This is a genomic window from Rhodococcus jostii NBRC 16295, from assembly GCF_001894825.1.
Lineage (GTDB): Bacteria > Actinomycetota > Actinomycetes > Mycobacteriales > Mycobacteriaceae > Rhodococcus_F > Rhodococcus_F jostii.
In genome coordinates, this window is sequence record NZ_BCWY01000096.1 from 11,674 (window position 1) to 30,524 (window position 18,851).

At 68.5% G+C, this 18,851-nt stretch carries 18 protein-coding genes; 11 read left to right on the forward strand and 7 right to left on the reverse strand.

What is annotated here, in order from left to right:
• Nucleotides 1-98: 98 nt before the first annotated feature.
• Nucleotides 99-851: a sensor domain-containing protein gene (locus RJ1_RS37445; RefSeq protein ID WP_073368343.1), complete on the reverse strand. Its 753-nt coding sequence runs from the start codon at nt 849-851 to the stop codon at nt 99-101.
• Nucleotides 851-1,804, reverse strand: coding sequence for a hypothetical protein (locus RJ1_RS37450; RefSeq protein WP_073368300.1), 954 nt, complete (start codon nt 1,802-1,804; stop codon nt 851-853). The genes RJ1_RS37445 and RJ1_RS37450 overlap by 1 nt, the downstream gene beginning before the upstream one ends.
• 51 nt (nt 1,805-1,855) lie before the next feature.
• On the opposite strand from RJ1_RS37450, the gene lspA reads away from it, so the two are divergent.
• The 5 genes from lspA (at nt 1,856) to dnaE (ending at nt 8,603) form a co-directional block, all read left to right on the forward strand.
• Complete coding sequence (lspA, locus tag RJ1_RS37455) at nt 1,856-2,452, forward strand: signal peptidase II (RefSeq protein ID WP_174695067.1); 597 nt, start codon at nt 1,856-1,858, stop codon at nt 2,450-2,452.
• Complete coding sequence (locus tag RJ1_RS37460) at nt 2,449-3,375, forward strand: RluA family pseudouridine synthase (RefSeq protein WP_037226659.1); 927 nt, start codon at nt 2,449-2,451, stop codon at nt 3,373-3,375. The genes lspA and RJ1_RS37460 overlap by 4 nt, the downstream gene beginning before the upstream one ends.
• 1 nt (nt 3,376) lies before the next feature.
• Nucleotides 3,377-4,054, forward strand: a complete 678-nt coding sequence (locus RJ1_RS37465; RefSeq protein ID WP_073368304.1) for a hypothetical protein — start codon at nt 3,377-3,379, stop codon at nt 4,052-4,054.
• Nucleotides 4,051-4,968 carry an EamA family transporter RarD gene (rarD, locus tag RJ1_RS37470; RefSeq protein ID WP_073368307.1) on the forward strand — a complete coding sequence of 306 codons (918 nt, stop codon included), beginning with the start codon at nt 4,051-4,053 and terminating at the stop codon, nt 4,966-4,968. The genes RJ1_RS37465 and rarD overlap by 4 nt, the downstream gene beginning before the upstream one ends.
• Before the next feature lie 98 nt (nt 4,969-5,066).
• Nucleotides 5,067-8,603: a DNA polymerase III subunit alpha gene (dnaE, locus tag RJ1_RS37475; protein WP_073368309.1), complete on the forward strand. Its 3,537-nt coding sequence runs from the start codon at nt 5,067-5,069 to the stop codon at nt 8,601-8,603.
• 24 nt (nt 8,604-8,627) lie between these two features.
• Here the strand turns inward: dnaE and RJ1_RS37480 are convergent, their stop codons facing one another.
• Nucleotides 8,628-8,864 (reverse strand): hypothetical protein, encoded by a 237-nt coding sequence (locus tag RJ1_RS37480; RefSeq protein WP_073368311.1) that lies wholly within the window; start codon nt 8,862-8,864, stop codon nt 8,628-8,630.
• A 171-nt stretch (nt 8,865-9,035) separates the two neighbouring features.
• Between RJ1_RS37480 and RJ1_RS37485 the strand changes: the two genes are divergently transcribed.
• The 3 genes from RJ1_RS37485 (at nt 9,036) to ilvA (ending at nt 12,704) form a co-directional block, all read left to right on the forward strand.
• Complete coding sequence (locus RJ1_RS37485) at nt 9,036-9,470, forward strand: nitroreductase family deazaflavin-dependent oxidoreductase (RefSeq protein WP_073368314.1); 435 nt, start codon at nt 9,036-9,038, stop codon at nt 9,468-9,470.
• A gap of 62 nt (nt 9,471-9,532) precedes the next feature.
• Nucleotides 9,533-11,308: a pyruvate dehydrogenase gene (locus RJ1_RS37490; RefSeq protein WP_073368316.1), complete on the forward strand. Its 1,776-nt coding sequence runs from the start codon at nt 9,533-9,535 to the stop codon at nt 11,306-11,308.
• A gap of 43 nt (nt 11,309-11,351) precedes the next feature.
• Nucleotides 11,352-12,704, forward strand: a complete 1,353-nt coding sequence (ilvA, locus tag RJ1_RS37495) for a threonine ammonia-lyase IlvA (RefSeq protein WP_073368319.1) — start codon at nt 11,352-11,354, stop codon at nt 12,702-12,704.
• On the opposite strand, the gene RJ1_RS37500 is transcribed toward ilvA, so the two are convergent.
• On the reverse strand, nt 12,697-13,233 hold the full coding sequence (locus RJ1_RS37500; RefSeq protein WP_073368321.1) for a TetR/AcrR family transcriptional regulator: 537 nt from the start codon (nt 13,231-13,233) through the stop codon (nt 12,697-12,699). The genes ilvA and RJ1_RS37500 overlap by 8 nt on opposite strands.
• A gap of 127 nt (nt 13,234-13,360) precedes the next feature.
• Here RJ1_RS37500 and RJ1_RS37505 point away from each other — a divergent pair, with 127 nt between their 5' ends.
• Nucleotides 13,361-14,926 carry an MFS transporter gene (locus RJ1_RS37505; RefSeq protein WP_073368324.1) on the forward strand — a complete coding sequence of 522 codons (1,566 nt, stop codon included), beginning with the start codon at nt 13,361-13,363 and terminating at the stop codon, nt 14,924-14,926.
• On the opposite strand, the gene treZ is transcribed toward RJ1_RS37505, so the two are convergent.
• Together treZ and RJ1_RS47010 are read right to left on the reverse strand one after the other, a co-directional pair.
• Nucleotides 14,893-16,626: a malto-oligosyltrehalose trehalohydrolase gene (treZ, locus tag RJ1_RS37510; protein WP_073368327.1), complete on the reverse strand. Its 1,734-nt coding sequence runs from the start codon at nt 16,624-16,626 to the stop codon at nt 14,893-14,895. The two genes, RJ1_RS37505 and treZ, sit on opposite strands and share 34 nt — an antisense overlap.
• A gap of 40 nt (nt 16,627-16,666) precedes the next feature.
• Nucleotides 16,667-16,816: a hypothetical protein gene (locus RJ1_RS47010; RefSeq protein WP_162850328.1), complete on the reverse strand. Its 150-nt coding sequence runs from the start codon at nt 16,814-16,816 to the stop codon at nt 16,667-16,669.
• A 134-nt stretch (nt 16,817-16,950) separates the two neighbouring features.
• Here RJ1_RS47010 and RJ1_RS37515 point away from each other — a divergent pair, with 134 nt between their 5' ends.
• Entirely contained in the window at nt 16,951-17,139 is a 189-nt protein-coding gene (locus tag RJ1_RS37515; RefSeq protein ID WP_005247576.1) for a DUF1918 domain-containing protein, read from the forward strand.
• A 91-nt stretch (nt 17,140-17,230) separates the two neighbouring features.
• Nucleotides 17,231-17,860, forward strand: coding sequence for a TetR/AcrR family transcriptional regulator (locus RJ1_RS37520; protein WP_073368329.1), 630 nt, complete (start codon nt 17,231-17,233; stop codon nt 17,858-17,860).
• 10 nt (nt 17,861-17,870) lie between these two features.
• On the opposite strand, the gene RJ1_RS37525 is transcribed toward RJ1_RS37520, so the two are convergent.
• Entirely contained in the window at nt 17,871-18,812 is a 942-nt protein-coding gene (locus RJ1_RS37525; RefSeq protein WP_073368332.1) for an NADP-dependent oxidoreductase, read from the reverse strand.
• Between the last annotated feature and the right edge of the window lie 39 nt (nt 18,813-18,851).

An 18,851-nucleotide genomic window follows, 5' to 3' on the forward strand; every position in this document is an offset into this window, starting at 1 on the left:
TCCGGGCTGAACAACGCGGTCCTGACCGATCGCACTGTTCTACACAGATGCCGGCGTCCCCTCGGGGGCGCCGGCATCTGTTGTTCCGGGTGCTCGGTTCAGCCGGTAGATGCGGGCGCGAGCTTCGTCACGGCGGTGCTCGTCAGGTCGTTCAGCACGCCGGCGTCGATCGGTTCCTGACCCGTCGCGACCAGCTGTGTGACGGTGCTCCCGACGACCGCCACCACGACGTCGGAGACGAGGCTGACGCCCTCGCTGGTGGTGACGAGCCGGAACGCCACCGAGGCGTCACCCGCGGGCTGCTGCTCGCGGCCACCGACCCGGTACTGCACCTGCACGCCGTCCGCGTCGGTGCCGGAGTACTCGGTGCACCCCGCGAGACGGTCCTGCACCGCCGTGAACGCCTGGGACGCGTCGGCGCCCGTGCCGTAGCTCGCCGCGTCCTGGTCGATGGTCGCGAAGTTCGGGCCGGTGAACCAGCCGGACGCCGACGCCACCGCGCCCGTGTGCTGATCCGCGACGGGCGACAGCACCGCGCTGCACGCCGCGGGATCAGTGCTCGACTTGTCGGAGTCCGCCGACTCCGACGCCGGCGGCAGCCCCAGATCGTCCTCGGGATCGGGCGCCGGGGTGAACCCGACGGGAAGGTCGCCGACGTCCAGGAGTGCCCCCTTCAGCGCGGCCTGATCGGCGAAGGGTGTGCCCGCCGCGTCCGGCGCCGCGGTCACCGCCGGTCCGAGCGGTGAAAGCGACGTGGTGGCACCGGCGTCGCCGGACGCGTCCGACGAGCACCCGGACAGCGCGAGCACAGCGAGCAGGGAACAGGAGGCGGCGGCGGATCCGCGCCGCATCAGGAAACCCACCGGACGGAGTTCGACGTGGTCTGGTGCAGGCGGGTGGCACCGTCGGGGTCGCTGTACTGCTGGTCACCGCCCACGGTCACGTTCCCGTCCACCGGGAGAGGCAGGCCGAGATCGACGGTCATCGTGCCCGAGCCCTGCATCACGTACTGGTCGACGTTCAGCGTGCCAGCCTCGCCGGGGAGTTCCCACACGGGTGACTTCGGCTTCTGATCGATGGTGTAGTCGACGGTCAGGCGGTTGCCGTCCCGGGCCGTCAGGGTGGCGACGGTGGTCTGGTCGAGGGCGATGCCGCTCATCACCTGCTGGTGGATCGTCCACTGGGCGCCCACACCGACGGGTTCCGCCGGGAACGGGACTGTGCGGTACACGGCCTGATAGAACGCCTGCTCGATCGCGGAACGCGCGATGTCCTGGGCTTCGGCGTCCGGACGCAGTCGCAGCGCGGTGATCGCGCCGGAGGGGGCGACCGTGAATCCGGCCCCCGAACCGGCAGTGGCCTCGAGGGCGCTGCCGAGACGTTCGTCGGGGGTGGTGACGTCACCGAGCGTGACGTCGACGGTGGTGCCGCCGTCCGTGTATTCGGTGGCCTGCGCGACGACGGCGGTGAGGGGGAGGGTGATCTCGGGCGAGGAGAAGTCCTGAGCGGGCTGATCGTCGATCTGCTGGAACACCTGCGCGCCGGTGGTCAACTGCACCTGCTGCGAGACCCCCTCCGGTGGTCTGCGCTGGATTACCTCACGTGGTTCCTCGCCGGGTTGGACGAGTTCGACGGTGGTGGCGGAGATCGGAACGGTCACCTCGGCGGGAGTGGACGTGGACCCTGCGGTGTTCGCTTCCGAGGATTCGCCGTCACCTCCGCATCCGGCGGTCAGAGCGACCAGGGAGAGGGTTACGGCGAGTAGGCAGAATCCGGGTCGCAGAGCTTTCGAGAACAGTGGCACGCCCCCAGGTTAGTGCCCGCGGGAGCGCGTGAACGGAGGCTTGCCTCCGTAGTGGATGATGAACGGGTGAGTCAAGACCCCACGGCAGAGAACGAGACCGACGCCGACGACCGGCACGACGGTGACACGTCCGGCACCGCGGCGCCCCGGCCGGCGCGGCATCAGCGCAGGCTGCTGCTGTTCGCGATCGCGGGCGTCGTCCTCGCCACGGACCTGCTGACGAAGATCCTCGCGGTCGCCTACATCGAACCGGGACGCCCGGTCTGGCTTATCGGCGACATCGTCTCGCTCCGGCTCGTCCGCAACCCCGGTGCCGCGTTCTCGATGGCCACCGGCATGACGTGGCTGCTGACGCTCGTCGCCGTGGGTGTGGTGATCGGGGTCGTCCGCATCGGTCGCACACTGCGGTCACCGTGGTGGGCCCTCGGGCTCGGACTGGTACTCGGGGGCGCCCTCGGCAACCTCGCCGACCGGTTCTTCCGGGCACCGGGAGTGATGCAGGGGCACGTCGTCGATTTCGTCTCCGTCGGCTGGTGGCCGGTGTTCAACGTGGCGGACTCCGGCATCGTGTGCGGAGCGATCCTGCTCGTCGTGCTCACACTGATCGGGCTGGAACCGGACGGAACACGCAAGGGGGTAGAGCAGTGAGGGAAACACGGTCGATGCCGGTCCCCGACGGGCTCGAAGCGATGCGGGTCGATGCCGGCCTCGCTCGCCTGCTCGGTCTGTCGCGCACCGCGGTCGCCCAGCTCACCGAGGAAGGTTCGGTGCTGGTCGACGGCGCACCCGTGGGCAAATCCGATCGCCTGTCCGCCGGAACGTGGCTCGAGGTGGAACTACCGGAACCGCCGCGCCCGCTGACCATCGAGGCCGAGCCCGTCGAGGGCATGGAGATCCTGTACGCCGACGACGACGTGGTCGCCGTCGACAAACCGGTGGGCGTCGCCGCCCACGCCAGCGTGGGGTGGACCGGTCCGACGGTCATCGGCGGCCTCGCCGCCGCCGGCTTCCGGATCTCGACGTCCGGCGCACACGAACGCCAGGGCATCGTGCACCGCCTGGACGTCGGCACATCCGGTGTCATGGTGGTGGCCACGTCGGAACGCGCGTACACCCTGCTCAAGCGCGCGTTCAAGCAGCGGACCATCGACAAGCGGTACCACGCGCTGGTGCAGGGTCACCCGGATCCGAGCAGCGGGACGATCGACGCGCCCATCGGCAGGCACCGCAGCAACGACTGGAAGTTCGCCGTCACCGCCGACGGCAAGCCCAGCATCACCCACTACGACACGGTCGAGGCGTTCCAGGCGGCGAGCCTGCTGGACATCCACCTCGAAACGGGCCGGACCCACCAGATCCGCGTCCACTTCGCCGCATTACGGCACCCGTGCTGCGGCGACCTCACGTACGGGGCCGATCCGCGACTCGCCGAACGCCTCGGGCTGGAGCGTCAGTGGCTGCACGCCCGGTCGCTCGGCTTCGCGCATCCCGCCGACGGGCGGTGGGTCGAGATCACGTCCAAGTACCCGAAGGATCTCGAGGACGCTCTCGAGGTTCTCCGGGCGAGCTGAGGTGAGGAGCCCCCGTCCGGGCGGTACCGCTGTCCCGACGGTGCTCACCGCCGTCGTCTTGCTCGTGGTGACGGTCGTGCTCGGACTGCTCCATCCCGTCCGGCGGGCGCCGGTGGCGACGGACACGCTCGGGCCGGACAACGGGGAACTGGTGGCCGACTACCTCGCTCGGGCGAACCGGTCGCTCGACGCGGCGGACGGGCGCCGAGAACACTGGGCGCTGGTCTCCTTCGCGCGCCCGGTGACCACGGACGTCGTCCGGGACCTCGCCTCGGGCACACGTGTGTCGCAGGTCCTGTTCCGTGTTCCCCTGGACCGGGTGCAGACCCCCCTCGTGCCCGTGTCCGTCGCGGCCGGCGACGCGGCGCTCGCGCGGGCGAACGTCCTGGCCGCCGGACGGATCCAGGCGATGACGGGCGAAACGGACCGGCAGGCGCAGATCGCGGCGGTGTCCTCGGCGGAACTCGCCCGGAACTGCGCCTGCGTGATCGGAGTCGTCGTCCGCGGTGACCACGACGCGCTGACCGCGCTGCAGTCGGCCCCGGACGTCCGGGCGGTGGAGGCGCTCGGCGCCGACGCCGTCTTCGGGCGGTTCGCGGTGCGACCGCTGCTGCCGGAACAGACCCTGACCGTCGAACCCGGGCCCGACGACGGCGTCGTCCCGGGGAGCGGATCGTGAAGGCGCGGCAGGCGGAAACCGTGGGCGCCGCGTGCGGCGTCGGCGCCTACGTGCTGTGGGGTGCGTTCCCGGCCTTCTTCGGACTGCTCGGCCCGGCGGGGTCGGTGGAGATCCTCGCGCACCGGGTGGTGTGGACGCTCGCGCTCATGTTCGTGGTCCTCGCGGTCTCGGGACGGCTCCGCTCGCTGCGCGGCCTGAGTGTGCGCACCTGGCTGCTGGTCGCCGCCGCGTCGACGGCCATCGCGGTGAACTGGGGCACCTACATTTACGGGGTCACGTCGGACCGGGTGGTCGAGACCGCGCTCGGCTACTTCATCAACCCGTTGGTGAGCGTGCTGCTCGGCGTCGTGATCTTCCGGGAACGACTCGTCCCCGCCCAGATCGTGGCCCTCGCACTCGCCGCCGTCGCGGTGATCGTGATCACCGTCGACTACGGGCATCCGCCCTACATCGCACTCACCCTCGCCGCGTCGTTCGCGCTGTACGGCCTGTGCAAGAAGGTGATGCCACTCGATCCGCGGACCAGCCTGACCGCCGAGGGAATCGTCGCCGCGCCCATCGCGATCGGTTACCTCGTGTTCCTCGCGCTCACCGGGACAGGGACGTTCCTCGGGTTCGGACTCGGGCACACGCTGCTGCTGATGGCCGCAGGGCCGGTCACCGCGCTGCCGCTGCTGCTGTTCGGGGCGGCGGCGCAGCGGGTGCCGTTGCGCACACTCGGCATGCTGCAGTACCTGACGCCTGCGCTGCAGATGGCGTGGGGCGTCGCCGTTCTCCACGAGGACATGCCGGCGTCGCGGTGGATCGGTTTCGCGCTGATCTGGGTGGCGCTCGCGATCTTCAGTACCGATGCGCTGGTACGGGTCCGGCGCGAGCGGCGGACGGCCGCCCTGTCACAGGCGTCCGTTCAGTAACTCGCGTCACGACTTCTCCGACACCCGCCGTCGGCGGCCGGTGCTGTCGGTCCGAGGGCCTACACTCGTGAGGCTCCCAGACCTTCAGAGAGGCGCACGTGGCTGACTCGTTCGTACATCTGCACAATCACACCGAGTACTCGATGCTCGACGGTGCGGCCAAGGTCGGCCCCCTGTTCGAAGAGGCCGAGCGACTGGGGATGTCGGCGGTGGGCATGACCGACCACGGCAACATGTACGGCGCCAGCGAGTTCTACAACGTGGCGAAGAATCAGGGCATCAAGCCGATCATCGGCATCGAGGCGTACGTCGCGCCGGAGTCCCGCTTCAACACCAAGCGCGTGCTGTGGGGCGACCGCAGCCAGAAGTCGGACGACGTGTCCGGTAGCGGTGCGTACACCCACATGACCATGGTGGCGGAGAACGCCACCGGCCTGCGGAACCTGTTCAAGCTGTCTTCGCTCGCGTCGATCGAGGGTCAGCTCGGCAAGTGGGCGCGCATGGACGAAGAGCTCATCGCCACCCACCACGAGGGCATCATCGCGACCACGGGCTGCCCGTCCGGAGAGATCCAGACCCGGCTGCGGCTCGGCCACGACCGTGAGGCGCTCGAGGCCGCCGCCAAGTGGCAGGAGATCTGGGGCAAGGACAACTTCTTCCTCGAGCTGATGGACCACGGGCTGTCGATCGAGCGACGGGTTCGTGAGGGCCTGCTCGAGATCAGCAAGAAGCTGGAGATTCCCCCGCTCGCCACCAACGACTGCCACTACGTCACCAAGGAAGCCGCGGAGAACCACGAGGCCCTCCTCTGCATCCAGACCGGTAAGACACTCTCCGACCCCACCCGGTTCAAGTTCGACGGCGACGGCTACTACCTGAAGTCCGCCGCGGAGATGCGGGCCCTGTGGGACGACCAGGTGCCCGGCGCATGCGACAACACGCTACTGATCGCCGAGCGTGTCCAGCCGTACGACGACGTGTGGGCGCACCACGACCGGATGCCGATCTTCCCGGTCCCCGAAGGCGAGACCCAGGGCACCTGGCTGCGCAGGGAGGTCATGCGCGGACTGGACCGCCGTTTCCCCGACGGACCGCCCGAGGACTACCTCGCCCGCGCCGACTACGAGATCGGCGTCATCCTCGAAATGGGTTTCCCCGCCTACTTCCTCGTCGTCGGCGACCTCATCAACCACGCGCGGGAGGTCGGCATCCGGGTCGGCCCCGGCCGAGGCTCGGCGGCCGGTTCGCTCGTCGCCTACGCGATGGGCATCACCAACATCGACCCCATCCCGCACGGCCTGCTGTTCGAGCGGTTCCTGAACCCCGAGCGTGTGTCGATGCCCGATATCGACATCGACTTCGACGACCGCCGTCGCGGCGAGATGGTGCGCTACGCGACGGACAAGTGGGGCAGCGACCGTGTCGCCCAGGTCATCACGTTCGGCACCATCAAGACGAAGGCGGCCATCAAGGACTCCGCCCGAGTCCAGTTCGGCCAGCCCGGATTCGCGATCGCCGACCAGATCACCAAGGCGCTGCCGCCGCCGATCATGGCCAAGGACATCTCCGTGTCCGGCATCACCGACCCGAACCACGAGCGCTACAAGGAAGCGGTGGAGGTTCGCGCCCTCATCGATTCCAACCCGGACGTCGCGAAGATCTATCAGACGGCCAAGGGACTCGAGGGTCTGATCCGCAACGCCGGCGTCCACGCGTGCGCGGTGATCATGTCGTCCGAACCGCTGATGGACGCGATTCCCGTGTGGAGGCGCGCGCAGGACGGCGCCATCATCACCGGCTGGGACTACCCGTCGTGCGAGGCCATCGGCCTGCTGAAGATGGACTTCCTCGGGCTGCGGAACCTCACCGTCATCGGCGACGCGATCGACAACATCAAGGCCAACCGCGGTGTCGACCTCGATCTCGACACCCTCGCGCTCGACGACCCGGCCACGTACGAACTGCTGTCGCGCGGAGACACTCTCGGTGTGTTCCAGCTCGACGGCAGCGCGATGCGCGACCTGCTGCGCCGCATGCAGCCCACCGGGTTCGAGGACATCGTGGCGGTGCTCGCGCTGTACCGGCCCGGTCCGATGGGCATGAACGCGCACAACGACTACGCCGACCGCAAGAACGGGCGGCAAGAGGTCAAACCCATCCACCCGGAGCTCGAGGAGCCCCTGAAGGAGATCCTGGCCGACACGTACGGCCTGATCGTCTACCAGGAGCAGATCATGCAGATCGCTCAGAAGGTGGCCGGGTACTCGCTCGGACAGGCCGACATTCTCCGTCGAGCCATGGGTAAGAAGAAGCTGTCGGTGCTGGAGGAGGCGTACGCCGGTTTCCGCGAGGGCATGCTCGCCAACGAATTCTCCGAACCCGCCATCAAGGCACTGTGGGACACCATCCTCCCGTTCGCCGGGTACGCATTCAACAAGTCGCACGCCGCCGGGTACGGGCTGGTGTCGTTCTGGACCGGGTACCTCAAAGCCAACTATCCGGCCGAGTACATGGCCGGCCTGCTCACGTCGGTCGGCGACGACAAGGACAAGGCCGCCATCTACCTCGCGGACTGCCGCAGGATGGGGATCACGGTGCTGCCGCCGGACGTCAACGAGTCGGAGGTCAACTTCGCCTCCGTCGGTGAGGACATCCGGTTCGGCATGGGTGCCGTCCGCAACGTCGGCGCCAACGTCGTGGGCTCGATCATCAAGGCGCGCAAGGAGAAGTCCAAGTTCGTCGACTTCTCCGACTACCTCAACAAGATCGACGCAGCCGCCTGCTCCAAGAAGGTCACCGAATCGCTGATCAAGGCGGGTGGGTTCGACTCGCTGGGGCACCCGCGCAAGGGGCTCATGCTCGTCCACGCCGACGCCATCGACGCGGTGATGGGAACCAAGAAAGCGGAGGCCATCGGACAGTTCGACCTGTTCGGCGGCGACGACGCCGACGAGACGATCTCCTCGGTGTTCAACGTGAAGATTCCCGAGGAGGAGTGGGACTCGAAGCACCGGTTGGCGCTGGAACGGGAAATGCTGGGGCTGTACGTGTCCGGGCACCCGCTCAACGGCGTCGAACACGTGCTGTCGGCGCAGTCCGACACCGCGATCCCGACCATCCTCGAGGGGGATATCAAGGACGGCACCCAGGTCACCGTCGGCGGCATCCTCGCGTCGGTGAACCGGCGGATCAACAAGAACGGTCTCACCTGGGCGTCCGCGCAGCTCGAAGACCTGACTGGTGGTATCGAAGTGCTGTTCTTCCCGCAGGCGTACTCGGTGTACGGGATGGACGTCACGGAGGACTCCGTCGTGCTCGTCAAGGCGCGGGTGTCGATCCGCGACGACCGGATCTCACTCATCGCCAACGACCTTGCAGTGCCGGACCTCTCGGCGGTGGGCGTCGCGAAGCCGCTGGCGGTCAGTCTGCCGCTGCGTCAGTGCACCAAGGACAAGCTCGGTGCTTTGCGGCAGGTGCTCACGCGGCACCCGGGAACCTCGGACGTACACGTGCGGTTGATCGGCGGCACCGAGGTCACCTTGTGGAAGGTGGACGACGTGCTCCGGGTGGAGCCGTCGTCGGCGTTGATGGGCGACCTGAAGGCGCTACTCGGACCGAGCTGCCTGTCCGTGTGACAGCGGCGGGAGTGGTGATCGTGGTCAGGTGCGCGGCGGGAAGAGGCGCCGCGCCCACCACACCACCACGGCCACCGCGGCGGCGGTGAGTACCGCGGCCTGCAACGTCTGGGTGATCACGAGGATCGTGGCGAACACCAGCAGCGCGACGGCCAGGGCCTCCAGCTTGTAGAGGGGCCACTCGGTGCCGGCAAGGTCGACGGTCCGGACGAGGTCGCTGCGGCGCACATCGCGGCGCATCCCGGCGTCGTGTGTCGTCATCGCAGGTCACCTCACTGGTACAGGTACAGGGAGCGGACGTCCCCGCGTGGGATCAGGCTACTCGGAACCCGGAGTTCGGCGCAACGAACAAACGGATGCGGTCCTTCGCATGCGCGGTTGTTTCGGCGGAATCGGTGGCGCGTTCTCGCGGATCAGGTGTTGACTGGACGCATGCCACTCACAGGTGAATACGAACCCAGTCCGTCCACGTGGGCCGCAGACCAGGCGGAGTTGATGGAATCCACCGACGGGGCCGAGGGCACGACGTTGGGCGGCAGGCCCGTCGTGCTGCTGACCACCCGGGGCGCGAAATCCGGCAAGCTTCGCAAGACGCCGTTGATGCGGGTGGAACACGGCGGAACGTATGCGGTGGTCGCCTCGCTCGGCGGCGCCCCCAAGAACCCGGTCTGGTACTACAACGTGAAGGCCGAACCCCACGTCGAACTCCGCGACGGCCAGAACAAGCAGGACATGGTGGCCCGCGAGGTCACGGGCGACGAGAAGGCCACCTGGTGGGAGCGTGCCGTCGCCGCGTTCCCGGACTACGCGGAGTATCAGAAGAAGACCGATCGGGAGATCCCGGTGTTCGTGCTCGAATCTGCCTGACCCTGACCCTGACCGCGTGTCACGTCGCTTCGCCGTTTCGACCGTCCCCGACCGGAGGCCCGATGAGAGCGAAAACCGTTGCCGACCAGCTGGTGCGCCAATTGCAGGACGCCGGAGTGCGGCGGATCTACGGAATCGTCGGCGACAGTCTCAACCCGATCGTCGACGCGGTCCGGCGGTCGGGCGGCGCGGAGAAGGGCGGAATCGACTGGATCCACGTGCGCCATGAGGAGGCGGCCGCGTTCGCTGCGGCCGCCGAGGCTCAGGTGACAGGGCAGCTGGCGGTGTGCGCCGGTTCGTGCGGCCCGGGAAACCTGCACCTGATCAACGGCCTGTACGACGCGGACCGGTCGGGCGCGCCGGTTCTTGCCATCGCCGCGCAGATTCCGAGCGAGCAGATCGGTCTCGGCTTCTTCCAGGAAACCCACCCGGACCGCCTGTTCGTCGAATGCTCTCGGTACGCGGAGCTGATCGGAAGTCCCGCGCAGGCGCCGCGGGTGACGGCATCGGCCATCGCGCACGCGACCGCCCTGTCCGGTGTCGCCGTGATCACGCTGCCCGGCGACATCGCGGACCGGCCGGCCGAGGGAACGGCGCCGCCGGTGCCGCGCACCGGCGCACCGGCGATCGTGCCCGACCAGTCCGACGTGCAGGCGCTCGCCGACGCCGTGAATGCGGCCGGGAAGGTCGCGATCTTCGCCGGCGAGGGTGTTCGTGCGGCCCGAGCGGAGTTGCTGAGCCTGGCCGACACGATCGGCGCTCCGATCGGTCACACGCTCCGCGGCAAGGAGTGGATCCAGTACGACAACCCGTTCGACGTCGGAATGACGGGACTTCTCGGGTACGGGGCGGCGCACGACGGGATGCACGGCGCCGACCTTCTGCTGCTCGTCGGAACGGACTTCCCGTACAACCAATTCCTGCCCGACGGTGTCCGCACCGCACAGATCGACTGGGCTGCACAGAGAATCGGCCGCAGGACGAGCGTCGACCTGGCCGTGCACGGTGACGTGGCGAGTACGTTGCGTGCGCTCGCCCCGTTGATCCGCCGGAAGGACGATCGCCGGTTCCTCGACGATATGCTCGAGAAGCACCGGACGCTGATGAACAAGGTGGTCGGCGCGTACACGAAACCCGCCAAGCAACGCGTCCCGATCCACCCGGAGTATGCGGCGTCGATCCTCGACGACGTCGCGGCCGAGGACGCGATCTTCACCACGGACACGGGAATGTCGAACGTGTGGACGGCGCGGTACCTGACGCCGAACGGTGCGCGGCGTTTCCTGTCCTCGGCTCTGCACGGATCGATGGCGAACGCCCTGCCCCACGCGATCGGCGCCCAGGTCTGCGCGCCCGGCAGGCAGGTGGTGTCCGTGTCGGGCGACGGTGGGCTGTCGATGCTGCTCGGGGAACTGGTGACGGTCGCGATGTACCGGCTCCCGGTCAAGATCGTGGTGTTCGACAATTCGACGCTGGGCATGGTCAAGCTGGAGATGCTGGTGGACGGGCTGCCGGACTTCGGGGTCGACGTCGCGCCCGTCGACTACGCGGCGGTGGCGTCGGCGTTGGGCATCTTCGCCCGCCGGATCGAGGATCCGGCCGACATCGAATCGGGTCTGCGGGCGGCGTTCGACCACGACGGACCGGCGCTCGTCGATCTGGTCACCGACCCGCTGGCGTTGTCGCTGCCGCCGACCATCACGGGCGGGCAGGTCACCGGTTTCGCCTTGGCGTTGTCGAAGATGGTGATGAACGGTGGTGTCGGCGAGGCCGTGAAGATGGCGAAGTCGAACGTCCGCAACGTGCCGCGACCCTCCCAGTTCGATCCGCGCGGCTGAACCCGACTGGTAGTCCATGGCTCGAGAGTGGGAACATATCCGGGTGTCCACATCGCCCGATACCGCAGCCCAGAACATCACCTCGCCCCTGACAGTGGGCGAGATCGACGCGGCCATCGAGCGAATTTCCCATGTGATCGACGCGACCCCGCTGCAGTGGAGTGAGCGCCTGTCGACGCTGACGGGCGCGAACGTCTACCTCAAACGTGAAGACCTGCAGGTCGTCCGCTCCTACAAACTGCGCGGCGCCTACAACCTCATGGCGCAGCTCGATGCCGCGGAGCGTGCGGCCGGGGTGGTCACGGCCAGCGCCGGCAACCACGCGCAGGGCGTCGCATTCGCCTGCCGCACAATGGAAATCACCGGCCGCATCTACGTTCCGTCGAACACCCCCAAACAGAAGCGGGATCGTATTCGCGCGCACGGCGGCGAGTTCGTCGAGCTGATCCTGACGGGGGAGACGTACGACGCCGCCGCTGCAGCGGCCGCCGCCGACGTGCGACGGACGGGCGCCACGATGGTGGCGCCGTTCGACGACGCCCGGACCGCGGCCGGGCAGGGCACCATCGCCGCCGAGGTCCTCGCGCAGCTCGGCGCCGCTCCCGACACCGTGCTCGTGCCGGTCGGCGGCGGCGGATGCATCGCAGGCATCGCCACGTATCTGCGTGCTCACGCGCCGCGCACGGCCATCGTCGGCGTCGAGCCGACCGGGGCGGCGTCGATGACCGCGGCCCTGGTGGCCGGCGGTCCCGTGACGTTGACGGAGATCGATCCGTTCGTCGACGGCGCCTCCGTCAAGCGGGTCGGCGACCTGCCCTACGCCGTGGTGTCCGCCCTGGGCGCCGAGGTGGTGACGCACACGTCGCTGGGCCAGGCCGATCAGTCGTCCACGATCCGGCTCGATCCCGAGAGCTTCGTGATGACCAACCTCGACGAGGGTGCGCTCTGCACTACGATGCTCGAGCTGTACCAGAACGAGGGCATCATCGCCGAGCCCGCCGGCGCCCTGTCGGTGGCGGCGCTCGGAAACATCACGTTCGAGCCGGGTTCGACTGTGGTGTGCCTGATCTCCGGGGGCAACAACGACGTCTCCCGGTACGGCGAGATCCTGGAACGGTCGCTGGTGAATCTCGGCCTGAAGCACTACTTCCTGGTCGATTTCCCGCAGGAGCCGGGCGCGCTGCGGCGTTTCCTGGACGAGGTGCTCGGCCCCGAGGACGACATCACCCTGTTCGAGTACGTGAAGCGGAACAACCGGGAGACCGGTGCCGCTCTGGTGGGTATCGAACTCGGCAAGGCCGAGGGGCTCGGCGAGCTGCTCGAGCGGATGGAGCAGTCCCGGATGCAGGTGGAACGTCTGGAGCCGGGGAGCCCGGCGTACCGCTACCTCACGTGAGTTGCTGCGGCTGCAGCAGCCGTGCCACGACCTTCTTGTACAGCTCGGGCTCGGGCATGGGGAGCCCGAGCAGTGCGGACAGGTAGATGCCGTCGCCGACGAGTCGCACGATCTCGGCCTGCACCGGATCGTCGATCTCGCTCTGCAGGCCTTCGTCCCAGCCGCGCATGACCTCGGTGACGGCCTTCTGGATCTCGTCGTGCTGACCGTCGACGCTTCGTAGCGCGGCGATGGTCGAACGGTAGAGGGCGAGTTCCTCGGTGGTGCTCGCGTCGGGGACCTGCAGATACCACTCGGACAGCGACGTTCCGCCGGACACGGCGTCGGCGAGCTGGGCGTCGGCGCGCTCACCGAGCCGGCGCACCATGGCGGCGAGGAGCGCTTCCTTGCTGGGGAAGTGGTAGAGCAGTCCGCCCTTCGACACCCCCGCCTCCGCGGCGACGGCTTCGAGGGTCACCTGGGCTATTCCCACGTCGAGCAGCAGCTTCTCGAGAGCGTCGAGTATTCGATCGCGCGTACCGGCAGCCATGGAGAGCGACTGTACCCGGGAAATAACTTTACCGTCCGGACGGTTAACGGTATGGTAACGGAACTGTACCGGCTGGACGGTTCACAAACCGTGTCAGCTCTCGAATCGGAAAGTCGCAGGAAGATAAATGTCTGTCTCCACGGATCGCGGGATCAACGACGCCTACGGCGCACCAGGTCAGTCCTCCGCATCACGCCGAGACTGGCTCGGACTCGTCGTCCTGGCGTTCGCCGTCCTCCTGATCGCCGTCGACGGGACGGTGCTCGACCTGGCGCTGCCATTCATCAGCGCCGACCTCGAACCCAGCAGCACGCAGCTGCTGTGGATCATCGACGTCTACTCGTTCGTGCTCGCGGGCCTGCTCATCACGATGGGCACCCTCGGCGACCGGATCGGACGGCGCCGCCTGCTGCTCATCGGCGCCGCCGGATTCGGCATCGCCTCGCTGATCGCGGCGTGGGCGCCGACGCCGGAGATGCTGATTGCCGCGCGGGTGCTGCAGGGAATCTCGGGCGCGACGCTGATGCCCGCGACCCTCGGTCTGATTCGCACGATCTTCGTCGACCCGCGCCAGCGGACCCTCGCCATCGGCGTGTGGGGCGCCATGGCAGGCGGCGGCACCGCGGCGGGCCCGCTGATCGGCGGCTGGCTGCTCGAGCACTTCTGGTGGGGCTCGGTGTTCCTGATCAATCTCCCCGTGATGCTGGTTCTGATCGCCGTCGGCCCGCTGGTGATCCCCGAGTCCAAGGACCCCGCCCCGGGACGCTTCGACCTGATCAGCGCGGCGCTGTCGATGACGACGATGCTGCCGCTGGTGTACGCGGTCAAGGAGACCGTGGTGCACGGTGTCGACCCGGTGCTGCTCGCCGTCGGGCTGGTCGGTCTCGCGTCGGGTGTGGTGTTCGTGCGCAGGCAGAAGTCGATGAAGGACCCGATGATCGACATCGGCCTGTTCGGAAAGCCGGCGTTCTCGACGGCCGTCCTCACCAACCTGCTGTCCATCTTCGCGTTGGCGGGTGTGCTGTTCTTCGGATCGCAGTACCTGCAGCTGGTGCTGGGTAACAGCGCGTTCGAATCGGGTGTGCTGATGCTGCCCGGCATGCTGATGAGCGCGATCACGGCGCTCGCGGCGGCCTGGCTGGTGCGGCGGTGGGCCACCTCGCACGTGCTCGGCGGCGGACTCGCGATCGCGGGTGTGGGTGCGGCGCTGATGCTCACGCTCGGCGTGGACGGTGCCCCGACGATGTTCGTGGTCGGCTTCGGTCTCGCCGGCGCCGGTGTCGGTATCGCGCTGACCCTGACGTCCGATCTCGTGGTCAGCGCCGTCGAACCCGAACGGGCCGGCGCCGCCTCCGCGGTGTCCGAGACCGCGTACGAACTTGGCATCGCACTCGGCGTCGCGGTGCTGGGCAGCGTCGTCATGGCGATCTTCCGGACCGGACTCGACACGTCGATGCTGGCCCCGGACCAGGTCGAGCCCGCCCAGGGTACTCTCGGTGCCGCGGTCGCGGAGGCTCAGCACCTCCCCGAGACGGCGCGGACGGTGTTCCTCGAATCCGCGCAGGCGGCGTTCGTCGACGGCATGCACGTCGCCGCCGGCGCGACCGCCGTGATCCTGTTCGCGACCGCGATCCTCGTCCTGCGGATGCTGCGCGACCGTCAGGGCGAGCTGTCGAGCACCACGAACGAGTGACCCGGTAGCACCGTTGCCGATGCGGTCTCGTCCTGCGTCGGCGGCTCCCACCAGAGCACGGGGGAGCCGCCGACCGGGACGGTCACCGGTTCGGCACTCAGATTGCAGGCGATCCGAAGCGAGCCGCGGTGGATCACGATCCACTGCTGCACCTCGTCGTAGTCGACGGACAGGCTCTCGAGCCACGGATCCGTCAGCTCCGCGCGATCCCGTCGCAGATGGAGCAGCGAGCGGTAGCAGTCGAGCAGCCGGGCATGCGGTTCGCGGGCCAGTTCGTCCCAGTCGAGCTTGGACCGCTCGAACGTCTCCGGGTCCTGCGGGTCGGGAACGTCGTCCGTGCGCCACCCGTGCTGCGCGAACTCGGCCTTGCGTCCCTCCGCCGTCGCCTTCGCCAGTTCCGGCTCGGGATGCGAGGTGAAGAACTGGAACGGGGTGCTCGCCCCCCACTCCTCGCCCATGAACAGCATCGGCGTGAACGGCGAGCACAGGACGAGCGCGGCCTTCACCGCGAGCTGCCCCGAATCGAGATAGGTGCCGGGGCGGTCGCCGATCGCCCGGTTCCCGATCTGATCGTGGGTGCACGTATAGGTGACCAGGGAACTGGCGGGGGTTCGCCGGGTATCCAGCGGCCTGCCGTGGGTGCGACCGCGGAACGTCGAGAACGTGCCCGCGTGGAACCAGCCCTGCCGCAGAGTGTCGGCGAGGCAGGCCATCGAACCGAAATCGCCGTAATAGCCCTGCCTCTCGCCCGAGACGGCGGCGTGGACGGCGTGGTGCACGTCGTCGTCCCACTGGGCATCGAGGCCGAAACCGCCCGCGGACCGCGACGTGATCAGGCGCGGATCGTTCAGGTCGCTCTCGGCGACGAGCGTCAGCGGCCGCCTCAGGTGCGCCGACAGCCGTCGGGTCTCGATGGCCAGATCCTCGAGCAGGTGGGTGGCGGTGTGGTCGACGAGCGCGTGGACGGCGTCGAGGCGGAGCGCGTCGATGTGGAACTCACGGAACCACCGCAGCGCGTTGTCGATGATGTAGCGGCGCACCTCGCCGCTGCCGGGGCCGTCGAGGTTGATGCTCCGGCCCCAGGTGTTCGCGCCCTGCGCCAGGTACGGGCCGTACCGGTCGAGGTAGTTCCCGGACGGTCCGAGGTGGTTGTAGACGGCGTCGAGGACCACACCGAGTCCGCGGGCATGGCAGGCGTCGACGAACATCTGCAGACCGTCCGGGCCGCCGTACCCCTCGTGCACCGTGTACCAGAGGACGCCGTCGTAACCCCAGTTGTGCGTCCCGTTGAAACCGTTGACGGGCATCAGTTCCACGAAGTCGACGCCCAGGTCCACGAGATGGTCGAGCCTGTCGACGGCGGCCGCGAACGTCCCCTCGGTCGTGAAGGTGCCGACGTGCAGTTCGTAGACGACGGACCCGGCGAGTTGCCGACCCGTCCAGTGCGAGTCGGTCCAGGCGCTCTCGTCGAGGGTGTGGAGTTGGGACGGGCTGTGCACCCCGTCGGGTTGGCGCGGAGACCGCGGATCGGGCAGCGGAGTATCGCTGTCGTCGAGGAGGAATGCGTACCGGGAATTCGGCGACGCCGGGGCGTCGACTCGCCACCACCCGTCCGGTGACCGGATCATGTCGTGGCGCCGGCCGTCGACCTCCACGGAGACGGATGTCGGAATCGGGGCCCATACCTCGAATGTGTGCACTCGATCAGCATGCCCGCACCCGGCGGGCCGTGCAGGACAGTCAGCCGTCGGACGCGCCGGAGTCGTCGACCTCCTCGATGATCTCGGCACCGAGAACGGACAACCGGTGCTCCTCGGCGTCCTGCACGGTGCCGAAGTCGTGCTCCTCGAGCACGTTGTGGTCCTTGTCGAGGTATCGGTACGTTGCCATGTCCCCACGATGGCACACCGAGGCGGAGACGGCGGCGACACACCGAGACGGAGACGGCGGCGAGTCGACCCTTTCGCGCCGACTCCGGAAGTAGCAAGCTGAGAGTACGGACTCGAACGTCGCGAGGAGCAGTCATGCACGTAGCAGTGGGAGACCGGTTACACGTTCAGGGCCGGGTGGTCGGAGTGCACGAGACCACCGCCGAGGTCGTGGAGGTTCACGGAGAGAACGGCGAACCGCCCTATCTCGTCCGGTACGACGACGGCCACGAGGCGCTCGTGTTTCCCGGATCCGATGCCTGGGTGGAACACCCGAAGTCGTAGGAATCGGGCGTTTCGCCTGGTCGATGCACGGCGAATCGCGGTGCCACATTGGTTGCACGGCCGATGTATCGAATGCGTCTATCGTGAGACCGTGCCCGAAGCCGCCAAGAGGTCCTACAGTTCGCCGCTGCGTGCGGAATCGGCACGTCGGACCCGGCTCCTCGTCCGGGACGCCGCGGCACGGCTGTTCACCGACCGCGGATACGTCAGCACCACGGTCCGGAACGTGGCCGAGGCGGCCGGGGTGTCGACCCGCACGGTGTTCACCGTGTTCCCCGGCGGCAAAGCGGAACTGTTCCACGAGGCACTCGTCGCGGCGATCGAGGGCGACCCCGCTGCGGTACCCGCACGCACGCCACGGGACGGCGATCCGGTCGAACGGATCCTCGACCAGATGGTCGGGTACAGCACCGACGTCCTGGAGCGGGCCGGAACCCTGATGGCGACGGCGATCGAATCCTCCGGGGCGGACGAGGACATGCGGCGGTTCGCCGACGAGGGAGCGCGGGCGTCCGCGGAGAACGCGATGACCCTGGCGGAGGGCCTCGCCGCCCACGAACTGCTCCGCCCCGAGATCTCCGTGCAGCGGGCTGCGGACGTCCTGTTCACCGTCGTGTCCCCGCAGGTGTATTCGATGCTGCGCCGGCAGTGCGGGTGGGACGTCGACGAATACCGGAACTGGGTGAAGGCGACGATCCGGGCGAGTCTGCTTTATTCCTAGGGCAGCATTCCTAGGGCAGCAGGATGAATTTGCCCGCGGGGTGCGGATTCCGGAGATCGGCGTGCGCGGTGGCCGCGTCCGACAGCGCGTAGGTCCGTGCGACGCGCACCCGGATGTCCCCGCTGCCCGCGAGATCGACGAGGGCGGCGCGGGCCCGCTTCCGCGGTTCCATGCCGTCCGGCCCGAGAATGCCGACGATCCGGAACCCGGACTCGGCGAGCCGAGGCCCGGGGACCGTCGTCACCAACCGCGACCGGTCCCGCACCAGTTCCACGGACACTTCGATCGCTTCGTCGCCGCCCACCGTGTCGATGACGGCGTCCACCCCGTCCGGTGCCAGGACGCGGACACGGTCGCCGAGTCCGGCGCCGTAGGACACCGGGGTGGCACCCAGCGACCTGACGTAGTCGTGGTTCTCCGGGCGCGCCGTGCCGATGATCGTGGCGCCGCGGGCCCGGGCCAACTGCACGACCAGCGACCCGACCCCGCCCGCCGCCGCGTGCACGAGCAGCAGGTCGCCACTGCCGATGTTCGCCGTGTCGAGGGTGTCGACCGCGGTGGCCCCGACCGCGAGAAGTCCGGCGGCCTCGTTCCACGGCAACGACGCCGGCTTGGGGACCACCGAATCGCCGGACACGACAAGCCGATCCGCGTACGCCTCGGACACCGGGTAGACGATCACCTCGTCGCCCACCGAGATCGGCCCCAGCGGTCCCGTCGCGCCGTCGCCCACCTCGACGACGACTCCCGCGGCCTCGCTGCCCACACTCAGGGGCAGGGCAGCCGGATCGGCGCCGAATGCTCCGCTGTACAGCTTGTAGTCGAACGGGTTGACGCCGATGGCGCGAACCTCGAGCACCACCTCACCGGCGGCGGGACCGGCCGGTTCCACGTCGATCACGGCGAGGACCTCCGGTCCTCCGTACCTCTGGGCAACCACACGTCGCGACATACCAGAGCCAGTACCCCCGTGAGTACTTGTTAACCGCCC